Consider the following 24340-nt stretch of genomic DNA (forward strand, 5'->3'; position numbering starts at 1 on the left):
GTGCAGATCCCTTGTCGCGTCCGTCATCCGCTCCCGAACAGATCGGGATCAGGCCCGACGCGCTGCGCACGATCCAGCGTGGCGATGCGGCGCATCTGGTCGTCTGACAGATCGAACCTGAACACATCGAGGTTGAGTCGCATCCGCTCCGGCGAGCGCGTCTTGACCAAAGGAGCGAGGCCTCGCTGGATGTGCCAGCGCAGCACGATCTGTGCGGGCGAGACGCCGACCTCCCGCGCGGTGTGAACGATCGGCACTGATTCGAGAAGCCCGTTGCCCTGTGCCAGAGCGCTCCACGACTGGGTGACGATCGCATTCGCCTCATTGACCGCTTGCGCGTCCGGCTGCGGGAAGAAGGGATGCGCCTCGATCTGATGCACCGCCGGAGGCTCGATCCCGGTGGCGAGGATCGGATCGAGGTGCCTTCCCGTGAAGTTCGACAATCCGATGTCCCGGATCAGCCCGTCCTGCCGCAGCCGCGACAGCTCCTCCCAAGTCTCAACCGCAAGGCCGAGGTGCGGAAGCGGCCAGTGGATGAGCACGAGATCCAGGTAGTCGCTCCCCACTCGCTCGATGCTTTCGAGCACGGAGGAACGCGTCGCCACGCGACCGTGATTGTCGTTGGACACCTTCGTGGTGACGAAGACCTGCGCCCGGGGCAGAGCGCTCGCGGCGAGGGCCCGTCCGACACCGCGCTCGTTTCCGTAACCCTGAGCGGTGTCGATCAAGCGAAATCCCTGCGCCAGGGCGTCGCTCACGATCCCTTCCGCATCCTTGTCGTCGATCCGGAACGTACCGAACCCGACACGGGGCATAAGTGCGCCACTGCGCAGCCGCACCTTTTCCGAACCGTCCCTCGACGTGCTGGTCACCTCACTCACATCCCGGCACCCGCAGCACTCTGTGTCGTCGCTGCGTACTTGATGATGTCGGGGGTTCCCGCAACGATCCGGTCCAGCTTGTTCTGGAAGACGAAGAAGGTCCGTGCCACGTCCCCGACGTAGATGCTCCCGGCGGAATCGACCGCCAGACTGTGCGGGGCGTTCAGGCCCGTGATCCGATCCAAGACCTCACCGTCGGGGTCGAGCAGACTGATCTGCCCAGCTTCCTCGCGCTCGATCCGCCCCCGTCGGTAGGAGGTCTCGCCCTCGAACCAGGTCAGCTCGGACACCAGCAGGTTCCCGTCGGAAAGGACAAGGATGTCGGTGGGCCGGTGGACGGAATGCCATTCCTCGACAAACTCGCCCGTCGGGGCGAACACCTGGATGCGATCGCTCTCCCGGTCGGCGACCAGGACACGACCCTGTGCATCGACTGCGATGCCGTGAGGCAGATAGAACTCCCCCGGTCCGGAGCCCGGTTCGCCCCACGAGCGGATATGGGCGCCGCTGCCGCTGAAGTGATGCACCCGGGCGTTGCCGTAGCCGTCCGAGACGTAGAGGTCGCCGTTCGGTGCGACAGCGACGTTGGTCGGCCGGTTGAACGGCGCACCGCCATGCGTGATGGTCTCGACACCCTTCTCCTGGTGGTATCCAGTGCGCGAGGGGATCCCGCGAGTGCCGAGCGTCATCAGCAGTCGCCCGTCGGAGGTGAACTTCCGAACGGTGTGATCACCGGAGTCGACGCAGAAGACGTTTCCGTCCCGGTCGATCGTCAGCCCGTGCGAGCGTTCGGTGAAGTACTCGCCGCCCCAGGCATCGACGAACGTCCCGTCCGTGTCGTACACGAGCACTGCCGGATTGAATCGCGTGAGCAGGAACACCCTGTCCTGTTCGTCCACCGCCACCCCCGCGACGTTTGTGTGCGGGTGCTCCGCCGACGGCTTCTCCCATCCGACGACTTCACTCAAGTGCGAGAGCGTTTTCATATCGCGCCTTTCCAAGGGTGTTCAGCCGGGCGGAGGGCATACCCCACAACGACGCCCACCCGCCCGGACATGGTCAACTACTTTGCGACGCCCTCGCCGAGCGTGGCTTTGAAATCCGTGATGAGCGGCTCTTGCTCACTGCGCATGACGTCCATTGATGGGCTGATCAGCTTGAGCTTGTCGATGGCGGGCTTGCCTTCAGCCGGTTTGACATCAGATCGGGCCGAGTAAGCACCGCGGGTCTTGACGACCGAGGCCTGTCCCTCCTTCGAGAGATACCAGTTGGCGAACAGTTCCGCCGCGGCCGGATGCGGGGCGTTCGCGAGGATCCCGATGCCGTAGGGCACGTACGCGACGCCCTCATCCGGATACACCGCGGTCAGCGGAGCGCCGTCGTTGGCCATCGCGTTGTAGACGCAGAGATCGCAGACGAGTGCGATCGGGAACTCTCCTCGCTCCACACCCGTGGCCACAGAAGACTGCCCCGTGTAGAGCTTGGGCTGCTGCTTCTTGATCTGCCCCCAGTAGTCATCAACGCCGATCTGGCCACGCAGCATCCACCACATGCTCCAGTTCGCCCCGCCAGACATCGGCGTCGCGGTGGCGATCTTGCCCTTCCACTTCGGATCGAGCACGTCCTTCCAGCTGGTGGGCGCATCCGCCTTTCGGACGATCTTGTTGTTGTAGATGATCTGCATGATCGATGCAGATCCGGCATACCATTGACCCTCGACCTTGGCCTTTTCGGGATACAGATTCGCCGACGGCGGGGTCCACTTTGCCAAGAGATTCTTCTGTGCGAGCAGGTCAAAGCTCACCGGGGAGGTGAGCATCGTGACGTCTACGATGCGCTGCCCGGCCTGCGCCTCTGCCTCGATCCGCGCGGCGACCTGCGCCGAGCCGGCCGCGAAGACTTCGACCTTGAGACAGGGGAATCGCTTGCGGAAGGGCGCGACAATGTTCGTCTCGTCTTCCTGGTTCTGCGACGAGTAGTAGGAGACGACGCCCTCCTTGCAGGCACGGTCGATGAGCTCCGGCGAGGCGAAGACCTCGCCATCGGCGGTGCCCGCGGATTCGCCGTTCACGCCTGAGGAGTCACCCGATGTCGTCCCGCTCGCGCATCCGGCGCTCACGAGCACTATCGCGACAAGAGAAACAACAAAGCCGAACGCCTTTGTTGACTTCAACTGTTACCTCCGTTTGTCGTATTGCTGGTATGAAAGCGGCTATTTCCTCGGGCGTACGCCGAGTCTGGCCCGACGTCGTTCGAGGATCTCGGACGCGGTCATGAGAACGAGCAGGATCACCGCCTGGAGCACCGAGAGCGCCGCGACGAGTCCGATGGCACCGCGATCCCAGTAGTTGAAGAGCGTGATGGCGAGGACACCCGTGTTCGCGTTGGAAAGGAACAGCGGAATGGCGAGCTCGCGGACGGACAGGATCAGGATCAGGACTCCGGCGGCCAGGAGCGCATGCCTGCTGAGCGGTGCGACGACCCGCCGCAGGGTGTAGAAGAACGAGGCTCCCGCTATCCGGGAGGACTCCTCGAGTTCAGGGTGTATCTGTGCGAAAGAAGAGGAGATCATACGCACACCCTGAGGGGCGAAGAGCGAGACATAAGCGAGGATGAGGATCCAGAGCGTCCCGTATACGCCGACCGGCAACGTGATCCACGACCAGAGGTAACCGAGACCCATGACGAGTCCGGGGACCGCGATCGGGAGAACGGCCAGGTAATCAAGCCAGCGACGCCCGGGCAGCTTTGTTCGCTGCACGATGTAGGAGACCGCGAAGTAGATCACGAGTCCGACGGCGATGGCGCCGAGGCCCACCCACGCCGTGTTCATCAGACTCTTCTGCACCCCAGGGTCCGAGAACATCTTCGTGTAGTGATACAGCCCCAAGGACTCCGGATCCAGCATTTCCCCGACGGTTCGATAGTAGAGTCCGCGGCGAAAAGAGGTAAGAAGGAGCGTTCCGTATGGAAGCAGGACAGCGATGAGGACGTAGAGGACGCCCACCGCGATCCACAGCGGCTTCGACCAGCCGAGACGCATCTGCCGCGGCTGCGTGGACTTTCCTCCGACCGTGGTGTAGTTGACGCCCTTCATCACGCGGTTCTGTCCGGCAACCAGTCCGGCGGTCATGACGAGCAGGAACACGCCGATGGCCGCTCCCTGGCCGTACTGCGCCGGGGCGATGCTGACACTGTCCCAGATCTTGACCGCCAAGAAGGTGTGCCCTCCCGGCGGACCGAGCACGGCCGGAACCGAGAACAGCTGGATGAGCAGCACGAAGACCATCAAGCACGAGGAGAGCAGCGCCGGCCACGCGAGCCTCAACGTCACCGACCACATCGTCCGCGCCATCGACGCCCCGGAGATCAGCGAGGCCTCCTCGAAGCTCGGATCCATGTTCCGAAAAGCGGTGGAGACGAAGAGATACACGTAGGGCGAGTAGTAGATGGAGAAGACCAGGATGATTCCCGGAATGTTGTAGATGTTGAAGAACCTGGGCAGATTCACGCTCTCCAGAAGGAGATTGATGATGCCGGTGTTGGGCGAGCCCAGCAGATCCCAGACGAACGCTCCGACCAACGGGGACAAGAACATCGGAAGGATCGCCGCGACGCCCAGCACTCTGCGCCCTGGCAGATCGGTGCGGACGACGAGCCAGGCCTGGGTGCTACCGATGAGAAACGCCCCGATCGTTCCGCCACCAGCGCTCAGCAGCGTAGTGGCCGTGGCTCTCAAGAACTGCGTGTCCCCAACGACGTCGACGTAGTTCCCGAACGTGAAGGTCGCGAAATCGAAGTGCAGCGCCGTCGGCGGCTTCTCGAAGAACGACGTGAGGACCAGCACGCCAACGGGAAAGACGATGAGCACCATGAGCACGGCGAGCACGGTGCCGGGGATGAGATAGGTCCTGAGCTTGGAGCGCATACCGCCGCTCGACCGTGACACCTCCCGATGCGGTGCCTTGGTCCGGGGAGGTGTGACTATGGCCGTCATCGGCTCACCACCCACGCGTCGTTCCGCGCGAGGGAGAGGTACGCCTTTCCTGGGCCGGCCTGGGTGGCATCGGACAACGCGCTCACCCGGACCGCCTGACCACCCCACTCGACACGCGAGTTGGTGACCCCTCCCACGCGCGTCCGCTCAACGACGTTCACCGGCCACACGTTGCCGTCGGACGACGAGACAGGAGCCTCGCTGGTGAGGCGGGCCGCCTCAGGGCGGACGACGAGATACCCGTTGCCATCCGCGTCGACCTCGCCGCCATGGACAGCGATGGTCGCTCCTTCGGCCGTGACGACCTTCTTGTCACGCAGGCGATCCGGTGCGACGACGGGCACGATGTTCGCCGTGCCGAGGAAGTCCGCGACGAATCGCGATGTGGGTACGTGCCACAGGTCGTCCGGCGTACCGAACTGCTCCAGGCGTCCCCCGTTCATGAGGGCGATCTTGTCCCCGAGCTCGAGCGCCTCCGACTGATCGTGCGTGACGTAGACGCTCGTGACCCCCGTCCGCCGCTGTACCTGCTTGAGCTCATGGCGGAGACGCTCGCGCATCTTGAGATCGAGATTGCTCAGCGGCTCATCGAGCAGCAGCACCGAGGGATCGGCGACGAGAGCTCGTGCGAGGGCGACGCGCTGCATCTGTCCACCACTGAGCGCGGTGGCCGGCGATGCCGACTCCTCCCCCAGCCCGACGAGTTCGAGCATCCCCTGAACACTGAGCCGGATCTGCTTCATCGGCACTCGGCGCACTCGAAGTGGATAGGCCACGTTCTCGAAAACGGTCATGTGCGGCCAGACCGCGTACGACTGAAATACCATTCCGAGACCACGCTTCTGCGGAGGCACAAACACACCGTGCTCGGGGTCGGTGACCGTCGTGTCGCCGACGACAATCCTGCCCGAACTCGGCCGCTCGAATCCGGCCAGCAGTCGCAAGGTCGTCGTCTTCCCGCAACCGCTGGGCCCCAGCACGACGAGGAACTCCCCCTCGTTCACGTGAAGAGTCAGGTCGTTGACCGCATCCTTCTCCCCGAAGCTCTTCGCGAGGTTCTCGATCGAAACCTTCAATGTCCGTCCTCAGCCTTCGTGGAGTGCGCACCTTCGCGGTGCCACTTGCCCGTTCGTCCCTGCCGCCCAGCCTTCGTCGAACCAGTCGATCAACTAATTGAGGCGAAGCTATCAGCTAGCTTTGGACAGCGTCAAGCATCGGATCACACCGGCCTCCGTCGTCCGCACAGCACTGCCGAGCCACCCTCATCGCGGCGCTGTTGCTGCGCTTGCCAGGGCTTCTGGCGATGCTTCGCCGCTCGATCCTCGTCCTGGAACCAGCCTGATGGCACCCCGGCCGGCGACCTCAAAGCACGCAGATAATTGAGGCACCTTCCTCGTTTAATGCAGGTCGGCTACACTGCAGACAGCGCAAGGAAGTGGCACGGCCAGAACAGGAAACGAGGATGCACGGGCTGCCGCACGGGAGTCCCGCACCTCGGGTGGGCCGCAGTACTCGAATGCGCCACCTGATGACAGCCGGGCACATTCCATCAAAACAGGGATCAAACCCATGCCTGAGGTAGACGACACCCGCAAGCGCGGGTTTGCTCAACAGCCGCCTATGCCTGAAACGAAGAAACGCGCAGACTTTCAGAGGAGCCGCGACCGGCTCATCGAGACCGTCGGGCTGGTCATGCCCACCTCTACGCGGCCGGTTACGCTACGGTCACTCGCACAGCACGCCGGTCTCGGGCAGGCGACCGCATACCGGCATTTCTCATCCCTTGAAGAGCTGCTGGGTGCATATTTCGAAAGCATCGTCGGCCAGCTCAACGCATACTCGCAGGCCTCCACCAGGACAGGACCCGACCTCTTCGAGGATGTGGCACAGCGCTGGATCGATCTCGTCCTGCAAAACGGCCGCGCGATGGTTCAGATCCGGTCCTCTCGTGGATACCTGGAACGGCTGCACGCCGACGTCGACTACGTCGTCCTCATGGACCAGGCACTGAAACGTCCGATCGAGGAGCTTCTCGCGTCATGGCAGCTACCGCCTGTCGGTGACCGAGCGCTGCAACTCTGGAACATCCTGTTCGACCCGCGCGAGGTGCTGGACCTGCTCAACACGCTGGGCATGAGTAAGCCCGAAATATGCGCCCACCTCATCACCGCCTTCAAGGGAGCGCTGCACGCGATATCGCTGGTCGAGGGCGGAAGACCGTCACCGTGGGAACAACCAGCGCCAGGAACGGTGTCCGGATCTTGAACGGAGTCCCGTGTCTACCGATCCGGCTCCAGTTCGACGCGCTGCAGCCAGCGCGACCCGAGTTCGACTCGACCCATCCGCTGGGCTGCCACCGGCGCCGGATCGTGTTCGAGCACGTCATCGTGCCCAGGTCCACGGCTGCGGCTACGAACGCGTGGCCTCCACGACATGCTCGAACCGCACAATCCGGCGACGGCTGCGGTCGTGACCGAAGCCGGCCTGGGCGAGCAGCCTCATGAGCTGGCACTGGACGCCGCCTACGGCAGTGATCTCACTGCGGGCGCGATGGTGCCGTGGCTCACGGAGACGGCCTGCAGCAAGGCAATGCCGTCCGCACCGGGCTGTTCGACGTACTGCCGCACAGCCCGCACCGGTCGGCTGCCGCTCGCGTCGCACCGCCCGGCCGTAGCGCTCGGCCCACTCCGGCGGCATGACACCGGCCAGCCACACCTCATCCGGACAGGACCTTGCCGTGCTGGGCGGTGATGATCGCGGCGAGTTCCTCCTTGCCCGCGTTGAGCAGTTCCCGGAAGGTGAACAGCACTTGGGCACGATGGGTCAGTGACGTCTCGCGCCAGGCCGGAAGGCATTCGCCGCGGCCGCGACCGCCTCGTCGACATCGGCCGGCGAGGCGAATTCCACCTGCCCGGTCACCTGGCCCGTGGCGGGATCGAACACATCGCCCCGCCGGTACCGGCCCGCGGTCGTCCGTCGATTCAGTGCGTGATGCGCGTCATCGCTGCTCGCCCGCGGTGGTGCGGCTGATCGGGTCCCTGCGGAGCCGGAAGATCCGGCGCGCGATCCGGCGGAACCATGCGGCCGTCACGGACCTCAGCAGCGGCAGCAGGCGCAGCGCCGACGCATCGTCCACAGTGGAATCCTGGTGGGAAACCACGGCACCACCGGTGAGGGCGCTGGGAGTGCTGGTGCTGCCGGCCGCCGCGGGACTCGGCTCAGGGTGCCCGGCCGGTGCCGGATCGGCAGCCGACGCGGCCCGGTCCGCCGACTCCAGGATCGCCTGCTCGATCCGCTGTGCGGTCTGGGCCACCATTCGGTTGCCGACCTGTTCGATCACGCCCTTGCCCATGGTGGCGACACGGCCCGCGATCGCCAGGTCGGTACGCACGGTAACGTGCGATCCCACGGCCGTCGGCGTCACCGACATCGTGGCGCTCGCCCGTACCGAGCCGGCGCTGCCGGTCTCCTCGCCCTCCGCCTCGATTGTCGCTACCCTCGCGACCGCGTCGGTGGACACGATTCGGCCGACGCCGCCATACCGGACGGTTACGGGCCCCACCTTGACCTTCAGGCTGCCGCGGAAGGTGTCCTCCCCCAGCGCTTCCTGAATGGTCACGCCCGGCACGCAGGCCGCCACTCGGTTCACGTCCAGCAGGTAGCCGAAGACCACGTCCGGCTCCGCCGCTATGTCGAAGCTGTGCTCGAGTTCCACGTACCAGTCCTCCTCGGATTCGGTGGTGTTCGGGTTCAGCCCGGCTCGATGGCGGCGAGGATCTCGGCCGGGAAGAGCGGCATCGACGTGACGGAGTACCCGAATGGGGACAGGGCGTCTTCGATCGCCTCGGCGATGGCCGCGGCGACGGGAATGATGCCGGCCTCTCCGGTGCCCTTGATGCCGAGGGGATTCCACGGTGAGGGCGTCTCGAGATGGTCGAGCACGAGTGGGGGCAGGTCGTCGATGGTGGGCAGGTGGAAGTTCAGAAAGCTCGTGGTGGTGGGCTGGCCGTGGTCGTCAAAGGTCAACCGCTCCAGCAACGCTCCACCGATGCCCTGCATCAGACCGCCGATGACCTGGCCGTCAACGATCAGCGGGTTGATGGCCCGCCCACAGTCGTGCACGACCACGTACCGGTCGATGCGGACCCGGCCGGTCCCGGTGTCCACCTCCACGATGACGCCGTGCGCGCCGCTGCCGAACACCCACTGGCTGCTGCGGAAGTACTCGGTGGCGGACAGCGACACCGGTGGTTCCAGCCCCGGCTCATCCGGGACCCACGGGACCGCAGCACCCGACCCCGGGTACCGGATGGGGTTGGCGCTGCTCGCAACGGTGGCGAAGCTGATCCGCGAGCGGTCGTCACCGCGGACGAGGACATGACCCTCGCGGGTCTCCAGGTCATTGGGTGAGCATTCGAGCAGCACGGACGCGGCCTGAAGGATTCTGGCGCGCAGCGTCCGGCAGGCGCTGGCGACCGCGTTGCCGCTCATCACCGCCGCCCGGCTGCCGAAGGTGCCGTGGCCCACCGCCGCCGGGCCGCCCGCCGGTGTGCTGATCTGGACCTGCTCCACGGCGCAGCCGAGCATGTCCGCGGCGATCTGCGCGAAGGTGGTGGCGTGGCCCTGTCCCTGCGAGGGAACGGACACCTCGAGGACGATCCGCCCGCTGCCGTTCAGCGTCGCGGCGCATCCCTCGTACGGTCCGACACCGGTGCCCTCGACGTAGGTCGCCATGCCGAGGCCGAGGTGGCGGCCTTCGGCTCGGGCCGCCCGCTGCCGGGTGCGGAACGCCTCCACATCCAGATGTGTGAGCATCCGGTCGAGGCCTTCCGGGTAGCTGCCGCTGTCGTAGACCGCGCGGCTGCCGTCGTGCAGGGAGAGCCCGGTGTCGTAGGGGAAGGCGTCGGAGGCGATGAGGTTGGCGCGGCGCACTCGCCACGGCTCCATGCCCAACTGCCGCGCGACCGCGGTGATCAGCCGCTCCATGACGAAGACGCCCTGCGGCCGGCCCGCACCCCGGTACGGGCTCACCGGCGGCTTGTTCGTGTACAACACCCGCCCGGTGTAGCGGTAGTGTTTGATGTCGTACTGGCCGGGCAGATGCGTGCCGGTGACGGCGGGCACGGCGATGCCGTAGGGGATATAGGCACCGGTGTCGTGCGTGAAGTCGGTGCTCACCGCCAGGATCCGGCCGTCGTCGTCGAATGCGACGACCGCCTGATGGTGCTGCCCGCGCTCCTGGTTCGCGCTGATGAAGTGCTCCCAGCGGTCCTCGGTCCACTTCACCGGCCGGGCGATCCGGCGTGCGGCGTACGGGACGAGCACCTCCTCCGGATAGAACAGCATGATCTTGGTGCCGAAGCCGCCGCCGACGTCCGGCGCCGAGACCTCCAGCTGGTCCAGGGGCAGATCCAGCATCCGGCTGAGTCCCTGGCGGATGGCGACCGGCGACTGGGTCGAGTCGAACACGGTGAGCTTGCCACGCCGCGGGTCCCAGTCGGCGAGCACACCGCGGCCCTCGAGGGGACTCCCGCAGCTGCGTTCGATATCGAGGCTGAGTTCGACGGTGTGCGGCGCGGACCGGATCGCCCCATCCGGGTCGCCCCTCACCTGTGACACGACCGCCGCCACATTGTCCGGGATGTCGTCGTGCACCAGCCGGCCATCAGACCCGGCGTCGGCGAACTCCACGACGGCGGGCAGCGGCTCGTACTCGATCTGGACCAGGTCCGCCGCATCCTCGGCGAGGTAGCGGTCGTCGGCGACGATCATGACGATCGCCTCGCCGACATAGCGGACCCGGTCCAGCGCGAGTGGCCGCTGCGTCCGGGGGGCGCGCAGGTCGGGGTGTGGCGCGAGCAACGGCAGCGGTCCGTTGAGATCACCGAGGTCGTCACCGGTCAGCACCAGGTGCACGCCGGGCAGCTGCCGGGCCGCCTCGACGTCGATGGCGGTGATCCGCGCGTTGGCGTACAGGCTGCGCACGAAGTGCGCGTGCAACGCGCCGGACAGGTGGATGTCGTCGAGGTACATCCCGTCGCCGCGCAGCAGCCGCTCGTCCTCCAGCCGCGGCATCCGCCGCCCGAAACTAGCCGGCACCGTGCCCAGCCTCCTCCGGCTCCGCGCAGATCTCCTCGACCGCGGCCATGATGTTGCGGTAGCCGGTACACCGGCACAGGTGACCCCGCAGCGCGTCGACCGCCCGCTCCTTCACACACGCGTCCCGCTGTTCGAGCAGGGCGGTGAGCGACATCAGGATTCCCGGGGTGCAGAACCCGCACTGCAAGGCGTGGTGCCGCTTGAACGCCGCCTGCACCGGTGACAGCGGTTCCCCGGGCCGGGCCAGGGACTCCACGGTCCGCACCGACTTGCCGCTCGCCTGTACCGCGAGCATCAGGCAGGCGCGCACGGGCTTGTCGTCAACGAGCACGGTGCACGCGCCGCACACACCGTGCTCACAGCCGACGTGCGTGCCGGTCAGGTTCAGCTCGTGGCGCAGGAAGTCGGACAGCAGCACGCGGGCCTGCACCTCGCGCTCGACCGACTGTCCGTTCACCGTGGTCCGGACGTAGGGCATTGGCGGCCTCCAAGGGTTCGGCTCAGACTGCGGACGGGTCCATGCCCTGGCTGGCGTACGAGGTGACCGGGGCGATCGCCTCGCGATCGACACGGGCGTCGATCAGGGTAGGAGCGTCGCTGCGCAGCGCCGCCGCCAGCGCGTCGCCCAGCTCACTTCGTGAGCGCACCAGGACCCCCTCGGCGCCCAGCGACCGGGCGACCGCGCCGTAGTCCACATCCGAGAAGTCGTTGATCTCATCGATCACGTTCTTCTCCACGTACTTCTGGAGGTGGTACTCGAAGGCCAGGGTGCCGTTGTTCACCACGACGATCGTGGCGGGGATGCCCACCCGCACCGCCGTCTCCAGCTCCGCCAGGTTGTAGCCGGCGCCGCCGTCGCCGGTGATGCACACCACGCGCCGATCGGGGACGGCGAGCTGGGCGCCGAACGCCCCCGGTATCGCCCAACCGAGCGAGCCGGCGGCCCGCAGGAACGTGTTGCCCGCCTGCCGGGCCTGGTAGAGCACCCCGGCCCAGGCGGCCATGTAGCCGGTGTCCGCCACCACGACGTCGCTGGGCGACAGCGCGTCGGACACCGCGGACACGACCTCCCTCGGGTGCATGCATTCCGCGTCGCCGCCGGCGCCGGGGACCTTCAGCGCGCTGTCGCGCCAGCCGGCGACCCGCTGGGTCACCGACGCCACCCACGAGGCGTCGCGCGCGCCGAGCACGGCCTCGCCACCGGCAGCGATCGCGTCGAGCAGGGCCCGCACGGTGAGTTTCACGTCGGCGCGTACATTGATGGCCGCCGACGGGTCCAACGCGTCCGAGCGGGTGTCGACCCGGATCAGGTCGGCTGATGAGAACAGTGCGAACGAGTCGCTGGTCACGCTGCCCAGCCGGCTGCCCAGCACGAGTACGACATCCGCCTCGCTGACCACGGCGTTGGCGACACCGGCCGCGTATCGGCCGGCCACACCCACCGCGAGCGGGTGTGCCTCGCTGATCGACGCCTTGCCGCCGATGGATGTGACGACCGGCGACTGCAGGGCCTCCGCCAGCCGGTGGAGCTCCTCGTCGACCCCCGACGCCCGGGCGCCGGATCCGGCCATGATCACGGGGCGCCGCGCAGCGGACAGCCGAGCCAGCACGGTGTCGAGCAGCTGCGGCGCCGGTGCCATCCGGTACTGGGGAGCCCGCAGCCGCGCCGTGGGACCGCCCGTCTCCACCTCGGGCGCCAGCGGGGCGGCCAGCACGTCGCGCGGGACGTCCAGGTGCGCCGGTCCTGGCGCGCTGACCGCCTCGTGCATGCTCCGCAGCAGCATCGACCGTACATGCTCGCCGCGCAGCGCCTCGCCGGCCCAGTGGGTCACCGGCCGGTGCATCGCGAGCTGGTCCAGCGACTGGTACTCGTGCCGGTCGCGGGTCGCGGCCGGCACCGAACTGGTGAGCGAGACGACCGGGCTCATCGCCCAATACGCGTCCGCCAGCGCCGAGGCGATGTTGGCCGAGCCGGGGCCGTGCTGGCCGTAGACGAAGGTCGGCCGGCCGGTCATCCTGGCGTAGCCGTCAGCCATGTAGGCGGCGCCCTGCTCGCTGCGGCACGGGATCATCCTGATGCCTTCGCGCTGGAGGGCCGTCCACAGCGCCGGATCGCCGCCGGTCAGCATGAAGAAGATCTCGATTTCCTGCGCTCGCAGGGTCTCGGCGATGCTGTCAGCCACTCGTCTCACGTGTGCTCCTGTGTCTAGCGTTGCGTTCAATGACACTTGTGCCGCGTCAGATCCGGTACAGGTCGGGGCGCCGGCTCGGGGCGAACCCCATCGCCCCGCGAACGGAGTCGAGGCTCGCCGCGTCGTACGGCGCGCAGGCCAGGTCGAAGGCCTCACCGCCGGCCACACTGAGGACAGTGCCGTCCGGGCCGAGCACGGCCGAGCGCCCCAGGTACTCGCTCACCCCGACGTGCGGTAACGACTCCGCGCCGACGCGGTTCGCCACGACGGTGTACAGCGACTGTTGCAATGACATCGCCTGCATCTCGGGCAGGAACGTCGGCGCCGTACCCACCGGTGAGGCGGTGGGTACCGCGACGATGTCGGCACCGGCCCGCCGCAGCGTCGACCACGCCTCCGGAAAGTGCCGGTCGTAGCAGATGAGCACGCCGATCCGGGCGAAGTCCAGGTCCCACACCACCAGCTCCGGGCCCGGCTCGAAATACCGGCTCTCCAGGAACACCGAGCCGTAGTGGCGGACATCGCAGAGGTGGGTCTTGTCGTAGACCCGCCGCTGGGCGCCGGACAGCACGCCGGTGCCGGGAACCAGTTCGCCGGCACGGTCGAAGACGACCGCGGCGTTGCGGCTGCGGGTCGGCCCCGGCAGGCACAGACCGGCAACGACATAGCTGCCCGCGCGCCGGGCGAGGCGGCGGTACGGGGCGAACAGGCTCTCCTCGTCCTGACCCGCCAGTGCGCCGGCGAGCCACTGCTCCAGATCCGGGGCGACCGGGAAGTAGGGAAGATTGGCCAGCTCGGGGAGCACGACCAGGTCGTGCCGGCCCGCCGCGAGTTCGAGGCCGTCCACCGCCGCGCTGGTCAGTCCCCCGGCGGGCACTTGAGCCGCCGTCAGCGTGTGCCTGGGTGCCATGCCGCGCTCACACCGTGTCGAGAAGGCTCGCGCCACGCCGGATGAGCTGACCACGGCCGGGCCGGCTGACGGCCCGGCCCCGCTCCGCGACCAGCTGACCGCGCGAATACACGTAACGCGGCCAGCCATGGCACTCGTACCCCTCGTACGGGTCGTAGTCGGCCTTGGAGTGCATGTGCGCGGCGGTGAGCCGGCGCACGTCGCCCGGGTCGATGACGGCGATGTCGGCGTCGGAGCCGACCGCAATCACGCCCTTCTTCGGGTACATCCCGAACAGCCGGGCCGGATTCGCCGCGGTCACCGCGACGAACCGGCAGGGGTGCAGCCGCCCGGTGCGAACCCCTTCGGAGAACAGCATCGGGACGCTGGTCTGCAGGTTCGACACCCCGGCCGGGATTTTCCAGAACGGCGCGTCGGCGAGCTTCTGGGCGGCGCGCCACGGGGCGTGATCGGTGGCGTAGGTGTCGATCTCACCGCGGGCGAGCCCGGCCCAGAGCGCCTCGCTGTCGCCGGCCGAGCGGATCGGCGGCAGGCACACGTACTTGTTGCCCTCGGACCCGGGCCGCTCGTAGACGCTCTCCTCGAGGAACAGGTAGACCGGCCGCGTCTCCACAAAGACCTTGTCGAACCGGCTACGGACGTCCCGGACCGCGGCCAGCGCCGCCGCCGTGGACAGATGCACGAAGTAGACCGGCGCCTGCAGCAGCGCCGCGTACTCCGCGATCTTCCGGGTGGCGATCGCCTCGGCCTGTGCGGGCCGGGCCCGCGGCAGGTATTCGACCCCGGTCTCCCCGCGGGTGCGGAACGACTCGGTCAGGTGCTCGATCAGGGCACCGTCCTCCGCGTGCACGTTGACCAGCATGTTGTTCGCGGCCGCCTCTTCCAGCACCCGCAGGATGCCCGCGTCCGGCAACTGGAACCCGGTGACGGCGCCGAAGACCTTGACGCTGGTGAACCCGTCGGCCGACAGACTCGGGAACTCCTTCACCACCGAGTCGGCCTGGTCGGTCACCACCACGTGCAGGCCGTAGTCGATGTTCGCCTGGTCCTGGGCCAGCTCCAGGTCGCGGTCGACGGCGGCCCGCAGCGACTCGCCCTGCTCCTGAAAGGCGTAGTTGATGACCGTCGTGATGCCGCCGGCGGCGGCCGCCTGGGTGCCGGTGTCGTAGTCGTCGGCATTGTGCGAGCCGACGTAGCTGACCCAATGGTGAAAGTGCGTGTGGACGTCGATCGCGCCCGGCACGACGAAGCACCCGGAGGCGTCGACGACCTGGGCGGCCGGCGCGTCGAGGAGGCCCAGCGCCACCACAACGCCGTCCTTGACTCCGACGTCCAATCGCTGCATCGACTCCGCATTGACGACCATGCCGTTACGGATGATGAGGTCCAGGGTCTGTGCCCCGGCCTGCTCGGTGGCGCTCATGCGGTGACTCCCCTAGTGCGGATCTTGGATAGACGGTCGAGCAGCGCGGCGACGAGGATCAGCGAACCGATCGCCACCTGCTGCCAGAAGGCGGTGACGTTCAACAGCACCAGCCCGTTCTGGATGCTGGCGATCAGGACGGCGCCGACGACGGTGCCGGCGATGCTGCCGACCCCACCGTTGAGGGACGTACCGCCGATGACGACCGCGGCGACCGCCGCCATCAGGTCGGCACTGCCGACCGTTCCGGACCCGGCGTCCAGCCGCGAGGCGAGGATGATGCCCGCGACACCGGCGAGGCCGCCGCTGAGCACGAGCGCGGCGGCCTTGGTCCGCCGCACGTTCACGCCCGACAACCGGGCCGCCTCGGCGTTCCCGCCGACGGCGTAGATGTTCAGGCCGAACGTGGTGCGGTGCAGCAGCACGGCGAGCACCGCCAGGACTGTTACGGCGATCAGGACCGGGACCGGGATGCCGAGCACGGTGCCCTGGCCGATAGCGCCGAACTGCGGCCCCAGCCCGAACACGGACGTGCCCTGGGTGAGCAGGTAGGCCGCTCCCCCCGCCACGCCGAGCATGGCCAGAGACGCGACAAAGGACGGCACGCCCATCCTGGTGGCGAAGAAGGCGTTGACGCCGCCGACGGCGGCACCGGCCAGCACGCCGACTACGAGGGCGAGCGGCCACGGCAGGTGCCAGCTGACGATGAGGACGGCGGCCAGCGAGCCGGCCAGCGCCTCCACCGACCCGAGTGACAGGTCGATCTCCCCGGCGATGAGCGCCAGGGTCAGCCCGCCCGCGATGATCGCCAGCGTGGAGGCGGCGAGGAAGATGTTCAGCAGGTTCGACACGGTGGCGAAGTTCGGGGCCGCCAGCGCGAGACCGATCCAGATGATCACCAGCGCCGCGGTCGTCCCGCCGACCGAGGATCGCGCGAGGCGCAGGATCCGCATGGCGCGGCCGGGCGGTGCCGCCGGGGCACGCGCGATCGCTGGCTGGATCGACGCCTGTTGAGTCGTCACGTGCCCTCCCTGGCATACGAAGGAATCGAAACCGAGTGGGGAATGCCGGAAAGCGTGGCAGAGGTCAGCAGAGCCCGTCAAGAGGATTGGACTGACCAACTCCCGGCGAAAACTGTCTGCCGCGACCGGGTTGCAGCCGTCGAGCTGCAGCTTTATTGTCGGACCCTGAAGAACTGGTCAGTCCAGACACTGGAGGCCGCCGTGAAGCCTGGGATGTTGGAGTACTACGCCCCGACCGGGCTGGATGAGGCCGTGACCCTGCTCAGCCAGGTCGCCGAGGACGGCGGCAAGCTGATCGCCGGAGGTCAGAGCCTCATTCCGATGATGAACTTCCGGCTGGTCCGACCACCGGCGCTGGTCGACCTCGGCGCCGTGGCCGAACTGACCACGGTGGAGCTGACCGACGCACAGCTGTCCCTGGGCGCCATGGTGACCACGGCGACCGTCACCTCGTCACCCGAGATACGGCACAGCTGGCCACTGCTCGCCCACGCCGGGACCTGGGTCGGGCACGAACAGATCCGCAACCGGGGCACTGTCGGCGGTAGCGTGGCGCACGCGGACCCGTCGGCCGAGATGCCCGCCGTGATGCTCCTGGCCGACGCCCGTTTCGAGGTCCGCTCGACCAGCGCGACGCGCACCATCGAGGCGGCGGACTTCTTCTGTGGATATCTGACCACCTCGCTGGACGAGGACGAGATTCTCGTCCGGCTCACCCTGGACGTTCCCCCCGCCGGCACCCGGTGGGGCTTCTGTGAGTTCGCGCAACGGCACGGCGACTTCGCCGAGGCCGGCGCCGCGTGCCTGCTGCCACCCGGCGGCCACCCACGGGTCGTCGCATTCGGCGCGGCGGACCGGCCCTTCCGCGCGTCGCGGGTGGAATCGATCCTGGCCGACGGCGGCGACGCCGACGACCGGACCCTCCACGAGGCGGTGGCCGCCGACGCGACGCAGGCCGGGGTCTCGGACCGGACGAAGCTGCGCATGCTGGGCACGATGATGCGGCGGGCGATCACCATGGCCCGCGACTAGAAGGTCGAACCCAACGACGTCCGGCCGACCGGGGTACACCCGGCGGCCTCCAGCAGCCTGCACTCGCCCGGCCGCACGACGGGACCCTTGGGGCCGTCGCAGCCACGATTGGTCAGGCCAAAATGTTGACACCCCTGCGGCGCGGTGACACGCTCGACCGCATTCCCACCGCCCTCAGGCGGGCCCGGTACGTCCTCTCATTGGAGTTGACCATGCGTTCTAGGCTACTTCTGGCGGGAGCGGCACTTCTTCTTCTCAGCTCGGCGTGCTCCCAGCCCGCAACGTCGAGCGAAACTGGTAAGACCACCATCGGGTTGGTGACCCAGGCGTGGGACAACCCGGCGATCAAGGACCTCGCGGACGCCGCCACCGCTCAGGCCGGCAAACACGCCAACGTGACGCTGCTGGCCCAGGACAGCAGCAACATGCAGGACATGATCAGCAAGGTCCAGACGATGATCTCGCGGAAGGTGGACGCGCTCGGTATCGAGCCGTGGGACAAGCAGCAGATCATGCCGATGCTCCAGCAGGCGAAGCAGGCGAAGATTCCGGTGTTCATCCTGCAGTCGCAGGTGCCGGGCACCGAGGGCAACGGCCTGGTCGTGACATCGATCATCGGCGATGAGACCGCCGGCGGAAAGGTGGCCGGCCGGTGGCTCGGCGAGAAGCTCGGTGGATCCGGCCGGGTCCTGGTACTTGAGGGGGCCCCGGCGGACACGCCGGGCATCGAGCGGGCGAACGGCTTCGAGCAGGGCCTGAAGGAGAGCGCCCCGAATGCCACGGTGGTTGCCCGGCAGCCCGCCGACTGGGCACGGGACAAGGCCCTGCGCGTGACGACGGACCTCCTTACCGCCAACTCCAACATCGACGCCATCTTCGCCGACAACGACGAGATGGCCTTCGGGGCCCTGGCCGCGCTGCGCGCCCGCAAGCTCGAGGGCAAGGTGACCCTGATCGGCTACAACGGCACCTGCATCGGCCTGAAGGCCACCTACGACGGGACGTTCGCCGCCGACGGAATCCTCTTCCTGGACCAGGTCGGGTCGAAGTTCATCGACGCGGCCCTGGACCAGATGAACGGCAAGCAGGTCCCGCCCAAGATCGAGCCGCCGATCACGCTGCTGACCACCGCGCACCTGAAGGAGATCGAGCAGGGCGCGAAGAGCGTGACAGTGAACGGCTCGCCGTTCGACGTGGATGACGCCCTGCGCAAGCGGGTCACCGACGCCATCGCGGGGAAGTGCTGAGGATGGCGGAGCGTGCGAGCGACGAAGAAGCTCCGGCAAGCCGGCCACTGCTCGAAGTCATCGGGGCGCACAAGGCGTACCTCGGTGTCGAGGCGCTGCGTGCGGTCGACTTCACCGTCCACCCCGGTGAGATCCACGCCCTCGTCGGGGAGAACGGCGCGGGCAAATCCACCCTCATCAAGATCTTGACCGGGGTGCACGCGCCGGACGGCGGGCGCCTGGAGGTCAACGGTGCGCCCACCGTCCTGCGCAACCCGTTGCACGCGGAGGAACTCGGCGTCTACGCCATCCACCAGCATCTGCCGCTGGTGCAGGGGATGAGCATTGTGGACAACTTCCTGCTCGGCCGGTCCCGGGCCGCCCAACGCACGACCCGGTGGGGGTTGCTCAGCCGGCGCAGCGCGAAACCCATCGTGGCGGAGGCGCTGGCCGTGGTCGGGCTTGACGTCGATGTGGCCACGCCGGTCTCCGAGTTGTCCGTGCCCGAAGCTCAGCTCGTGCAGATCGCCCGCGCGCTGGCCACCGACGCCAAGGTTCTGATGCTCGACGAGCCGACCGCCTCGTTGACCGCGGCCGACCGGGACGCCTTGTTCGACCGGCTGCGCGGCATGCGCCGGCGCGGTGTGGGGCTGGTCTACGTCAGTCACCGCCTGGACGAGATCGCGATGCTGTGCGACCGCGCGACCGTGCTGCGCAACGGCGCCGTCGTGGAGCGGCTGGGCAAGGCCGACCTCGGCGTGGACTCCATGATCGCCGCCATGCTGGACCGTCCGGTCGAGGCCATGTATCCGCCGGCCCCGGCCCACCCCAGCGACACCGCGGTACTCACCGTCTCGGAGGTGCGGGTCGAGGCCGCCGCCGCCGCGCTGTCGCTGGAGGTACGCGCCGGCGAGGTGCTGGGGCTGACCGGCCTGGTCGGCGCCGGCATGGTGGAGCTCGCGGAGGCGTTGGCCGGGGTACGCCCGCTCGCCGGCGGCCGGGTCGCGGTGGACGGCAGAGAGGTCTGCGTCCCCTCGCCCGCCGCGGCGATCCGGGCCGGGATCGGCCTGGTGCCGGCGGACCGCGCCGATGCCCTGGTGGCCGGCATGAGCATCGAGCGCAACCTCGCGCTGAGCATCGCGGCCTGTTCGGCTGTCCGGGGTTCGATCCGCGGTGCCACCCCTGTGCTGAGACGGCGCAAGGTGCACCAGGCGGCGCTGGCGGCGATCCGCGATTTCGGCATCCAGCCGCGAGAACCGGTCACGCCGGTGGGCGGCCTCAGCGGCGGCAACCAGCAGAAGGTGGTCATCGCGAAGGCGGTCGCCACGCGTCCGAGGGTACTCATCCTGATCGAGCCGACCGCCGGCGTGGATGTCGGCGCGCGGGCGGAGATCTACGCGATCCTGCGTCAGCTGGGCCGATCCGGGGTGGGCATCATGCTGGTCAGTTCGGACGGCCAGGAGGTCTGCGGCATGAGCGACCGGGTCCTGGTCCTGCGGCGCGGCGCCATCGTCGCCGAGCTTCATCGTGGAACGACCGAGGAGGAGATCATGCGACACGCCACGACATCATCCTCGATGAGCTCGGCGGCCTGACGCCGTGCCGCAGTTGATGAACGCGGCCGATCACGCCGGGCCGGACCGGTCGGCGGCCGGCCCGCGCCCGGCATCGGCGCCCGGCCCGGGCCGAGGTCCGCGTCGCTCCTCCGGTAGTTTGAAGAGTGTGTCCGGTCCGGCCCACGATGTGCGAGAGCACGTTGTCAACCTGATTCTCGAGGGTGAGCTCTCGCCGGGAGACGCGCTGCCGGCCGAGCGGGAACTCGCGGTGCGGCTGGGCGTGTCCCGGCCGCTGGTGCGCGAGGCGCTGCGGAGCCTGGAAGCCGTGAACATCGTCGAATCGCGGCGCGGCGCCGGCACCTACGTGACCGACCTGAGCCCGGAACTGCTGCTGGCGCCGCTGAGCTACGCATTCCGCCTGGTCCGCGGCTCGGAGATCGACCTGTTCGAGGTGCGGCGTTTCCTGGAACCACAGGCCGCCGCGGTGGCGGCGATGCACCTGCCGGATGACCCGGACGACGGCTTCGCCGAACTCGACCGGCTGCTGGACGCGATGGACACCTCGGACCAGCACACCTTCCCCGACCACGACATCGCATTCCACGAATGGATCGTGCGGCGCACCAACAACCGCCTGCTGCTCAGCGTGGTCCGCGGCATCCGGGACCTGGAGTACCAGGTGCTCGCGGTGACCGCGGTCAGCGCCGAGTCCCGGGAGCTGTCCGCGGCCGAGCACCGGGCGATCGCCTCGGCCATCCGGGCGCGCGACCCGGAACGGGCGAAGGCGGCGATGTTGCTGCACCTGGCGCGGGTCGAGGATCGGTTTCGCCCGAACTGACGGGTGTCAAGACGAACGGCTCCGGCGCAGCGACGGTGCTGACGGTCGGCGTCGTCAGCCCCGGTCACTGCAAGATGCCGCGCGTGAACAGGTTCGTCGCCATGATGGCGGACTCCCGTACCGCGTGCACCACGGAGATCCCGTCGCTGTTGAAGCGCTCGACCGGCACGGACACGGTGAAAGAGCCACGCGGATACAGATGCCGGTCGAAGAACGGTGCCGCGATGCAGCAAGCGCCCTCCTGGAACTCCTCTTGCTCTATCGCGTACCCCTTGGACCGGATCGCGGCCAGGGTGACCAGGAGCGCGTCGTAGTCGGCGACCGTCTTCGGGGTGAGTCGCTGCAGGGCGACACCCTCGAACATCCGCTCGATGTCGTTCTCGGAAAGGAACGCGAGCACGGCACGGCAGGACGCTCGGGCGTGCATGTTGTAGGTGTATCCGACGTCCAGCCGGGAGATCGCCATGGAGTGCGGGGTGCTCAAGTAATGTTGGAGAACAATGGCCCCGTGATGCCAACCGGAAAGATAGCAGGTCTCGTGCGTCTTGTTGTGCAGGCGGGCGAGCAGCATCATTATCTCGGTCGGCGCCGTCGTGCGTACCGCCAAGGATCGGCCAAGCGTCAGGCTGCCCGGTCCAACGTCGTAGAAACCGCCCTTCAGCCGGACGATATGACCCGACGAACGTAGCGTTCGTAACAGATGATACACGGTTGCCTGCTTCAATCCGAGATCTGCCTGAACGCTTTTCGCGGTGGCTTTTCCCGCGCCGCCGGCAATCAGTTCGAGGACCCGCAGCCCCCGGATGAGCGTAGTCAATACGGTGGTGTCGCCCGGCTCTGGACAATTGAGTGAAGACAGGGACCAGTGATCCGGTGCAACCCGTTCGGTCAACGACATAGCCCACCTCCTCGCCTCAGCAAAGTAGCGCTCGGAACCGTCGGACCGCCGTCGCTGACAGCGCGGACCGCCGGGTGAGCGACTACTTCACACCGATGCCCGGGAGGTCACCCACCATGGCCGCCGTCATGGCGCCTGACCAGCCCCGGTGTCGCCGACCGTAACACAACGGCAATCCAGTTCAAATACTTGAAGCCGACGTTCCGCGGCCTGGCTTCCGGGCTCGGCAAGCAGTTAGCTCTACGGCACAAGCCCCGGTCGGCAGCGGCGCGGCTCGGCCGGGCAGAGGCCGTGAGCGAGGCGAGAGGCATTTCTGTGACAGCTGACAGTACGTTGCTGACCTATTTGCAGAGCATGTGTCGGATTCGGTACTTCGAGGACGAAGTCACGCGCTTGAAAAGCGACGGCATGGTGGCCGGTTCGGTACACCTGTGCAGTGGACAGGAAGCGATTTACGTCGGCGCATGCACAGCTCTCGATCTACCCCGGGACGCGGTCTTCTGCACCTACCGGGGACACGGCTGGGCCATCGCTTGCGGCGTACCACTGGTCGATCTCTTCGGTGAACTCCTCGGCCGCGAAACCGGGGTCAATGGCGGCCGCGGAGGCTCGGCGTACCTGTCCAGTCCCCGGCATGGAATGTACGGGGAGAACTCGATTGTCGGTGCGGGTGCCCCGATCGCCGCGGGGGCCGCCCTGGCCGCCACCTTCGATCGGTCGAATCGCGTCGTACTCACCGCTTTCGGTGACGGCGCAATGAACCAGGGTTCCGTACACGAGGCGATGAACTTCGCGGCGGTGTACACCCTGCCGGTCCTGTTCCTCATCGAGAACAACCACTGGTCGGAGCTGACGCCCATCGCCTCGATGGTCAGGTCCGACCGGCTCTTCAAGCGGGCGTCCAGCTACGGGATACCGGGCGTCCGGATCGACGGCAACGACGTCGCCGCGGTGCGTGACACCGTCGCCGAAGCCGCGGCCCACGCCCGCAAGGGCGGCGGACCGGTGGTCATCGAGGCGATGACCCAGCGGATCGTGGGCCACTACATCGGCGACGCCCAGCAGTACCGCACGGCGGAGGAGATCGACAGGGCACGTGAGGCGGAGCCGATCGCCCAGCTCAGCCAGCTGCTCCGCGAATCCACGCTCTCGCCCGCCGAGGTCGACATCGCGATGAGGGCGGTGCACGCCGAGGTGCGAGAGGCAGCCGCTGAGGCAGAGCGCGCCCCGCTGGCCGACCCTACAACCGTACTGGAGCACTTGTATGCCTGAGCTGGTTGAGCGCCTGACGTACGCACAAGCCGTGAACAGCGCATTGCGCCGGGCTCTCGCGGAATTGCCGGAGACCATCCTGTTCGGAGAGGACATCGCCGAGCCGGGCGGCGTCTTCGGCGTCACCAAGGGACTGCGCAAGGAATTCGGCAGCCGGGTGTTCGACACGCCGATCTCCGAGTCGGCGATCCTCGGCGGCGCGGTCGGTGCGGCGCTGATGGGACGCCGGCCGATCGCGGAGATCATGTGGGTGGACTTCACCCTGGTGGCACTCGACCAGATCGTGAACCAGGCAGCCAACGTCCGATACGTCTCCCGCGGCGAACTCACCGCGCCGATCACCATCCGGACCCAGCAAGGCACCATGCCCGGCGCCTGCGCCCAGCACTCCCAGAGCCTCGAGGCCTTCTTCGCGCACGTACCCGGGCTGCAGGTCTGCATGCCCGCGGAACCGCAGGACGCCTACGACCTGCTCTGGTCGGCGATCAACACGGACGACCCGTGCCTGGTGATCGAGAACCGCAACGTCTATCACCGCGAGAAGGTCGACGTGACCACCGGTGGTCCGGCACAGCAGCCCGGGCGGTCTCGCCAGCTCCGCGACGGCGACGACATCACCATCGTCTCCTGGGGGGTGATGGTGCACCAGGCGGTGGCAGCGGCCGATGAGCTGCGTACGCGCGGCCACCGCGCGAGCGTTCTCGACCTGCGCTGGCTGCGCCCCCTGGACACCGAGGCGATCCTGCGCAGCGTAGCCCGTACCAGGCGACTGCTGGTGGTACACGAGGCCCATCGCTTCGCCGGCCTCGGCGCCGAGATCATCGCGACGGCGGTCGAGGCAGGCACCGCGTTCGCCGCGCCGCCAATGCGGCTGGCGATGCCGGACGCGCGGATCCCGGCCGCACCATCACTGCTCGCCGCGCTGCTGCCGTCCGCGCAGGGCATCACCCAGGCGGCCGAGAAGATGCTCCTGGCCTGAGTGCTTCGCCGGCCG

21 protein-coding genes and 1 pseudogene are annotated in these 24340 nt (G+C 67.9%); 8 read left to right on the plus strand and 14 right to left on the minus strand.

From position 1 onward, the window contains the following. Positions 1-23 precede the first annotated feature (23 nt). The 5 genes from ACQPY0_RS43715 to ACQPY0_RS43735 all read right to left on the minus strand — a co-directional run bounded on the left by ACQPY0_RS43715 (position 24) and on the right by ACQPY0_RS43735 (position 5954). Entirely contained in the window at positions 24-881 is an 858-nt protein-coding gene (locus ACQPY0_RS43715; RefSeq protein ID WP_432974721.1) for an aldo/keto reductase, read from the minus strand. After that, complete coding sequence (locus ACQPY0_RS43720; RefSeq protein ID WP_432974723.1) at positions 878-1867, minus strand: peptidyl-alpha-hydroxyglycine alpha-amidating lyase family protein; 990 nt, start codon at positions 1865-1867, stop codon at positions 878-880. Before ACQPY0_RS43720 ends, ACQPY0_RS43715 begins: the two co-directional genes overlap by 4 nt. A 77-nt stretch (positions 1868-1944) precedes the next feature. Beyond that, positions 1945-3054, minus strand: a complete 1110-nt coding sequence (locus ACQPY0_RS43725; protein WP_432974725.1) for an ABC transporter substrate-binding protein — start codon at positions 3052-3054, stop codon at positions 1945-1947. A 39-nt stretch (positions 3055-3093) separates the two neighbouring features. After that, positions 3094-4809: an ABC transporter permease gene (locus ACQPY0_RS43730; protein WP_432974727.1), complete on the minus strand. Its 1716-nt coding sequence runs from the start codon at positions 4807-4809 to the stop codon at positions 3094-3096. 65 nt (positions 4810-4874) lie between these two features. Beyond that, complete coding sequence (locus tag ACQPY0_RS43735) at positions 4875-5954, minus strand: ABC transporter ATP-binding protein (protein WP_432974732.1); 1080 nt, start codon at positions 5952-5954, stop codon at positions 4875-4877. A 493-nt stretch (positions 5955-6447) separates the two neighbouring features. Here ACQPY0_RS43735 and ACQPY0_RS43740 point away from each other — a divergent pair, with 493 nt between their 5' ends. Both ACQPY0_RS43740 and ACQPY0_RS43745 read left to right on the plus strand, forming a co-directional pair. Continuing rightward, entirely contained in the window at positions 6448-7143 is a 696-nt protein-coding gene (locus ACQPY0_RS43740) for a TetR/AcrR family transcriptional regulator (RefSeq protein WP_432974734.1), read from the plus strand. Next, positions 7140-7342, plus strand: a pseudogene (locus tag ACQPY0_RS43745) (IS5/IS1182 family transposase); the annotation flags it as partial. The gene ACQPY0_RS43740 and the pseudogene ACQPY0_RS43745, both read left to right, overlap by 4 nt. Before the next feature lie 252 nt (positions 7343-7594). On the opposite strand, the gene ACQPY0_RS43750 reads toward ACQPY0_RS43745, so the two are convergent. The 8 genes from ACQPY0_RS43750 to ACQPY0_RS43785 all read right to left on the minus strand — a co-directional run bounded on the left by ACQPY0_RS43750 (position 7595) and on the right by ACQPY0_RS43785 (position 16524). Continuing rightward, positions 7595-7687 carry a hypothetical protein gene (locus ACQPY0_RS43750; RefSeq protein WP_432974736.1) on the minus strand — a complete coding sequence of 31 codons (93 nt, stop codon included), beginning with the start codon at positions 7685-7687 and terminating at the stop codon, positions 7595-7597. Between the two features lie 189 nt (positions 7688-7876). Continuing rightward, positions 7877-8593, minus strand: a complete 717-nt coding sequence (locus ACQPY0_RS43755) for a CoxG family protein (protein ID WP_432974738.1) — start codon at positions 8591-8593, stop codon at positions 7877-7879. A 35-nt stretch (positions 8594-8628) separates the two neighbouring features. After that, on the minus strand, positions 8629-10977 hold the full coding sequence (locus tag ACQPY0_RS43760) for a molybdopterin cofactor-binding domain-containing protein (protein ID WP_432974740.1): 2349 nt from the start codon (positions 10975-10977) through the stop codon (positions 8629-8631). Next, positions 10967-11455, minus strand: a complete 489-nt coding sequence (locus tag ACQPY0_RS43765; protein ID WP_432974743.1) for a (2Fe-2S)-binding protein — start codon at positions 11453-11455, stop codon at positions 10967-10969. Before ACQPY0_RS43765 ends, ACQPY0_RS43760 begins: the two co-directional genes overlap by 11 nt. Positions 11456-11477: 22 nt before the next feature. Beyond that, complete coding sequence (locus ACQPY0_RS43770) at positions 11478-13169, minus strand: thiamine pyrophosphate-binding protein (RefSeq protein ID WP_432974745.1); 1692 nt, start codon at positions 13167-13169, stop codon at positions 11478-11480. A 46-nt stretch (positions 13170-13215) separates the two neighbouring features. After that, positions 13216-14079 (minus strand): carbon-nitrogen hydrolase family protein, encoded by an 864-nt coding sequence (locus ACQPY0_RS43775; RefSeq protein WP_432974747.1) that lies wholly within the window; start codon positions 14077-14079, stop codon positions 13216-13218. Positions 14080-14086: 7 nt separating this feature from the next. Beyond that, complete coding sequence (hydA, locus tag ACQPY0_RS43780; RefSeq protein ID WP_432974749.1) at positions 14087-15502, minus strand: dihydropyrimidinase; 1416 nt, start codon at positions 15500-15502, stop codon at positions 14087-14089. Next, positions 15499-16524 carry an ABC transporter permease gene (locus tag ACQPY0_RS43785; RefSeq protein ID WP_432974751.1) on the minus strand — a complete coding sequence of 342 codons (1026 nt, stop codon included), beginning with the start codon at positions 16522-16524 and terminating at the stop codon, positions 15499-15501. Before ACQPY0_RS43785 ends, hydA begins: the two co-directional genes overlap by 4 nt. Before the next feature lie 201 nt (positions 16525-16725). On the opposite strand from ACQPY0_RS43785, the gene ACQPY0_RS43790 reads away from it, so the two are divergent. The 4 genes from ACQPY0_RS43790 (at position 16726) to ACQPY0_RS43805 (ending at position 21176) form a co-directional block, all read left to right on the plus strand. After that, positions 16726-17556, plus strand: coding sequence for an FAD binding domain-containing protein (locus ACQPY0_RS43790; RefSeq protein WP_432974753.1), 831 nt, complete (start codon positions 16726-16728; stop codon positions 17554-17556). Between the two features lie 122 nt (positions 17557-17678). Beyond that, entirely contained in the window at positions 17679-18803 is a 1125-nt protein-coding gene (locus ACQPY0_RS43795) for a sugar ABC transporter substrate-binding protein (protein ID WP_432974755.1), read from the plus strand. Between the two features lie 2 nt (positions 18804-18805). Then, positions 18806-20377: a sugar ABC transporter ATP-binding protein gene (locus ACQPY0_RS43800; protein ID WP_432974757.1), complete on the plus strand. Its 1572-nt coding sequence runs from the start codon at positions 18806-18808 to the stop codon at positions 20375-20377. Positions 20378-20525: 148 nt separating this feature from the next. Next, positions 20526-21176: a FadR/GntR family transcriptional regulator gene (locus ACQPY0_RS43805; RefSeq protein WP_432974759.1), complete on the plus strand. Its 651-nt coding sequence runs from the start codon at positions 20526-20528 to the stop codon at positions 21174-21176. 64 nt (positions 21177-21240) lie between these two features. Here the strand turns inward: ACQPY0_RS43805 and ACQPY0_RS43810 are convergent, their stop codons facing one another. Beyond that, complete coding sequence (locus ACQPY0_RS43810; protein WP_432974761.1) at positions 21241-22074, minus strand: IclR family transcriptional regulator; 834 nt, start codon at positions 22072-22074, stop codon at positions 21241-21243. A gap of 189 nt (positions 22075-22263) precedes the next feature. On the opposite strand from ACQPY0_RS43810, the gene ACQPY0_RS43815 reads away from it, so the two are divergent. Both ACQPY0_RS43815 and ACQPY0_RS43820 read left to right on the plus strand, forming a co-directional pair. After that, positions 22264-23346 carry a thiamine pyrophosphate-dependent dehydrogenase E1 component subunit alpha gene (locus ACQPY0_RS43815; protein WP_432974763.1) on the plus strand — a complete coding sequence of 361 codons (1083 nt, stop codon included), beginning with the start codon at positions 22264-22266 and terminating at the stop codon, positions 23344-23346. Continuing rightward, positions 23339-24325 carry an alpha-ketoacid dehydrogenase subunit beta gene (locus ACQPY0_RS43820; RefSeq protein ID WP_432974765.1) on the plus strand — a complete coding sequence of 329 codons (987 nt, stop codon included), beginning with the start codon at positions 23339-23341 and terminating at the stop codon, positions 24323-24325. The genes ACQPY0_RS43815 and ACQPY0_RS43820 overlap by 8 nt, the downstream gene beginning before the upstream one ends. The last annotated feature ends 15 nt before the right edge of the window (positions 24326-24340 follow it).

It is taken from the genome of Dactylosporangium sp. CA-233914 (assembly GCF_050942935.1).
Taxonomy (GTDB): domain Bacteria; phylum Actinomycetota; class Actinomycetes; order Mycobacteriales; family Micromonosporaceae; genus Dactylosporangium.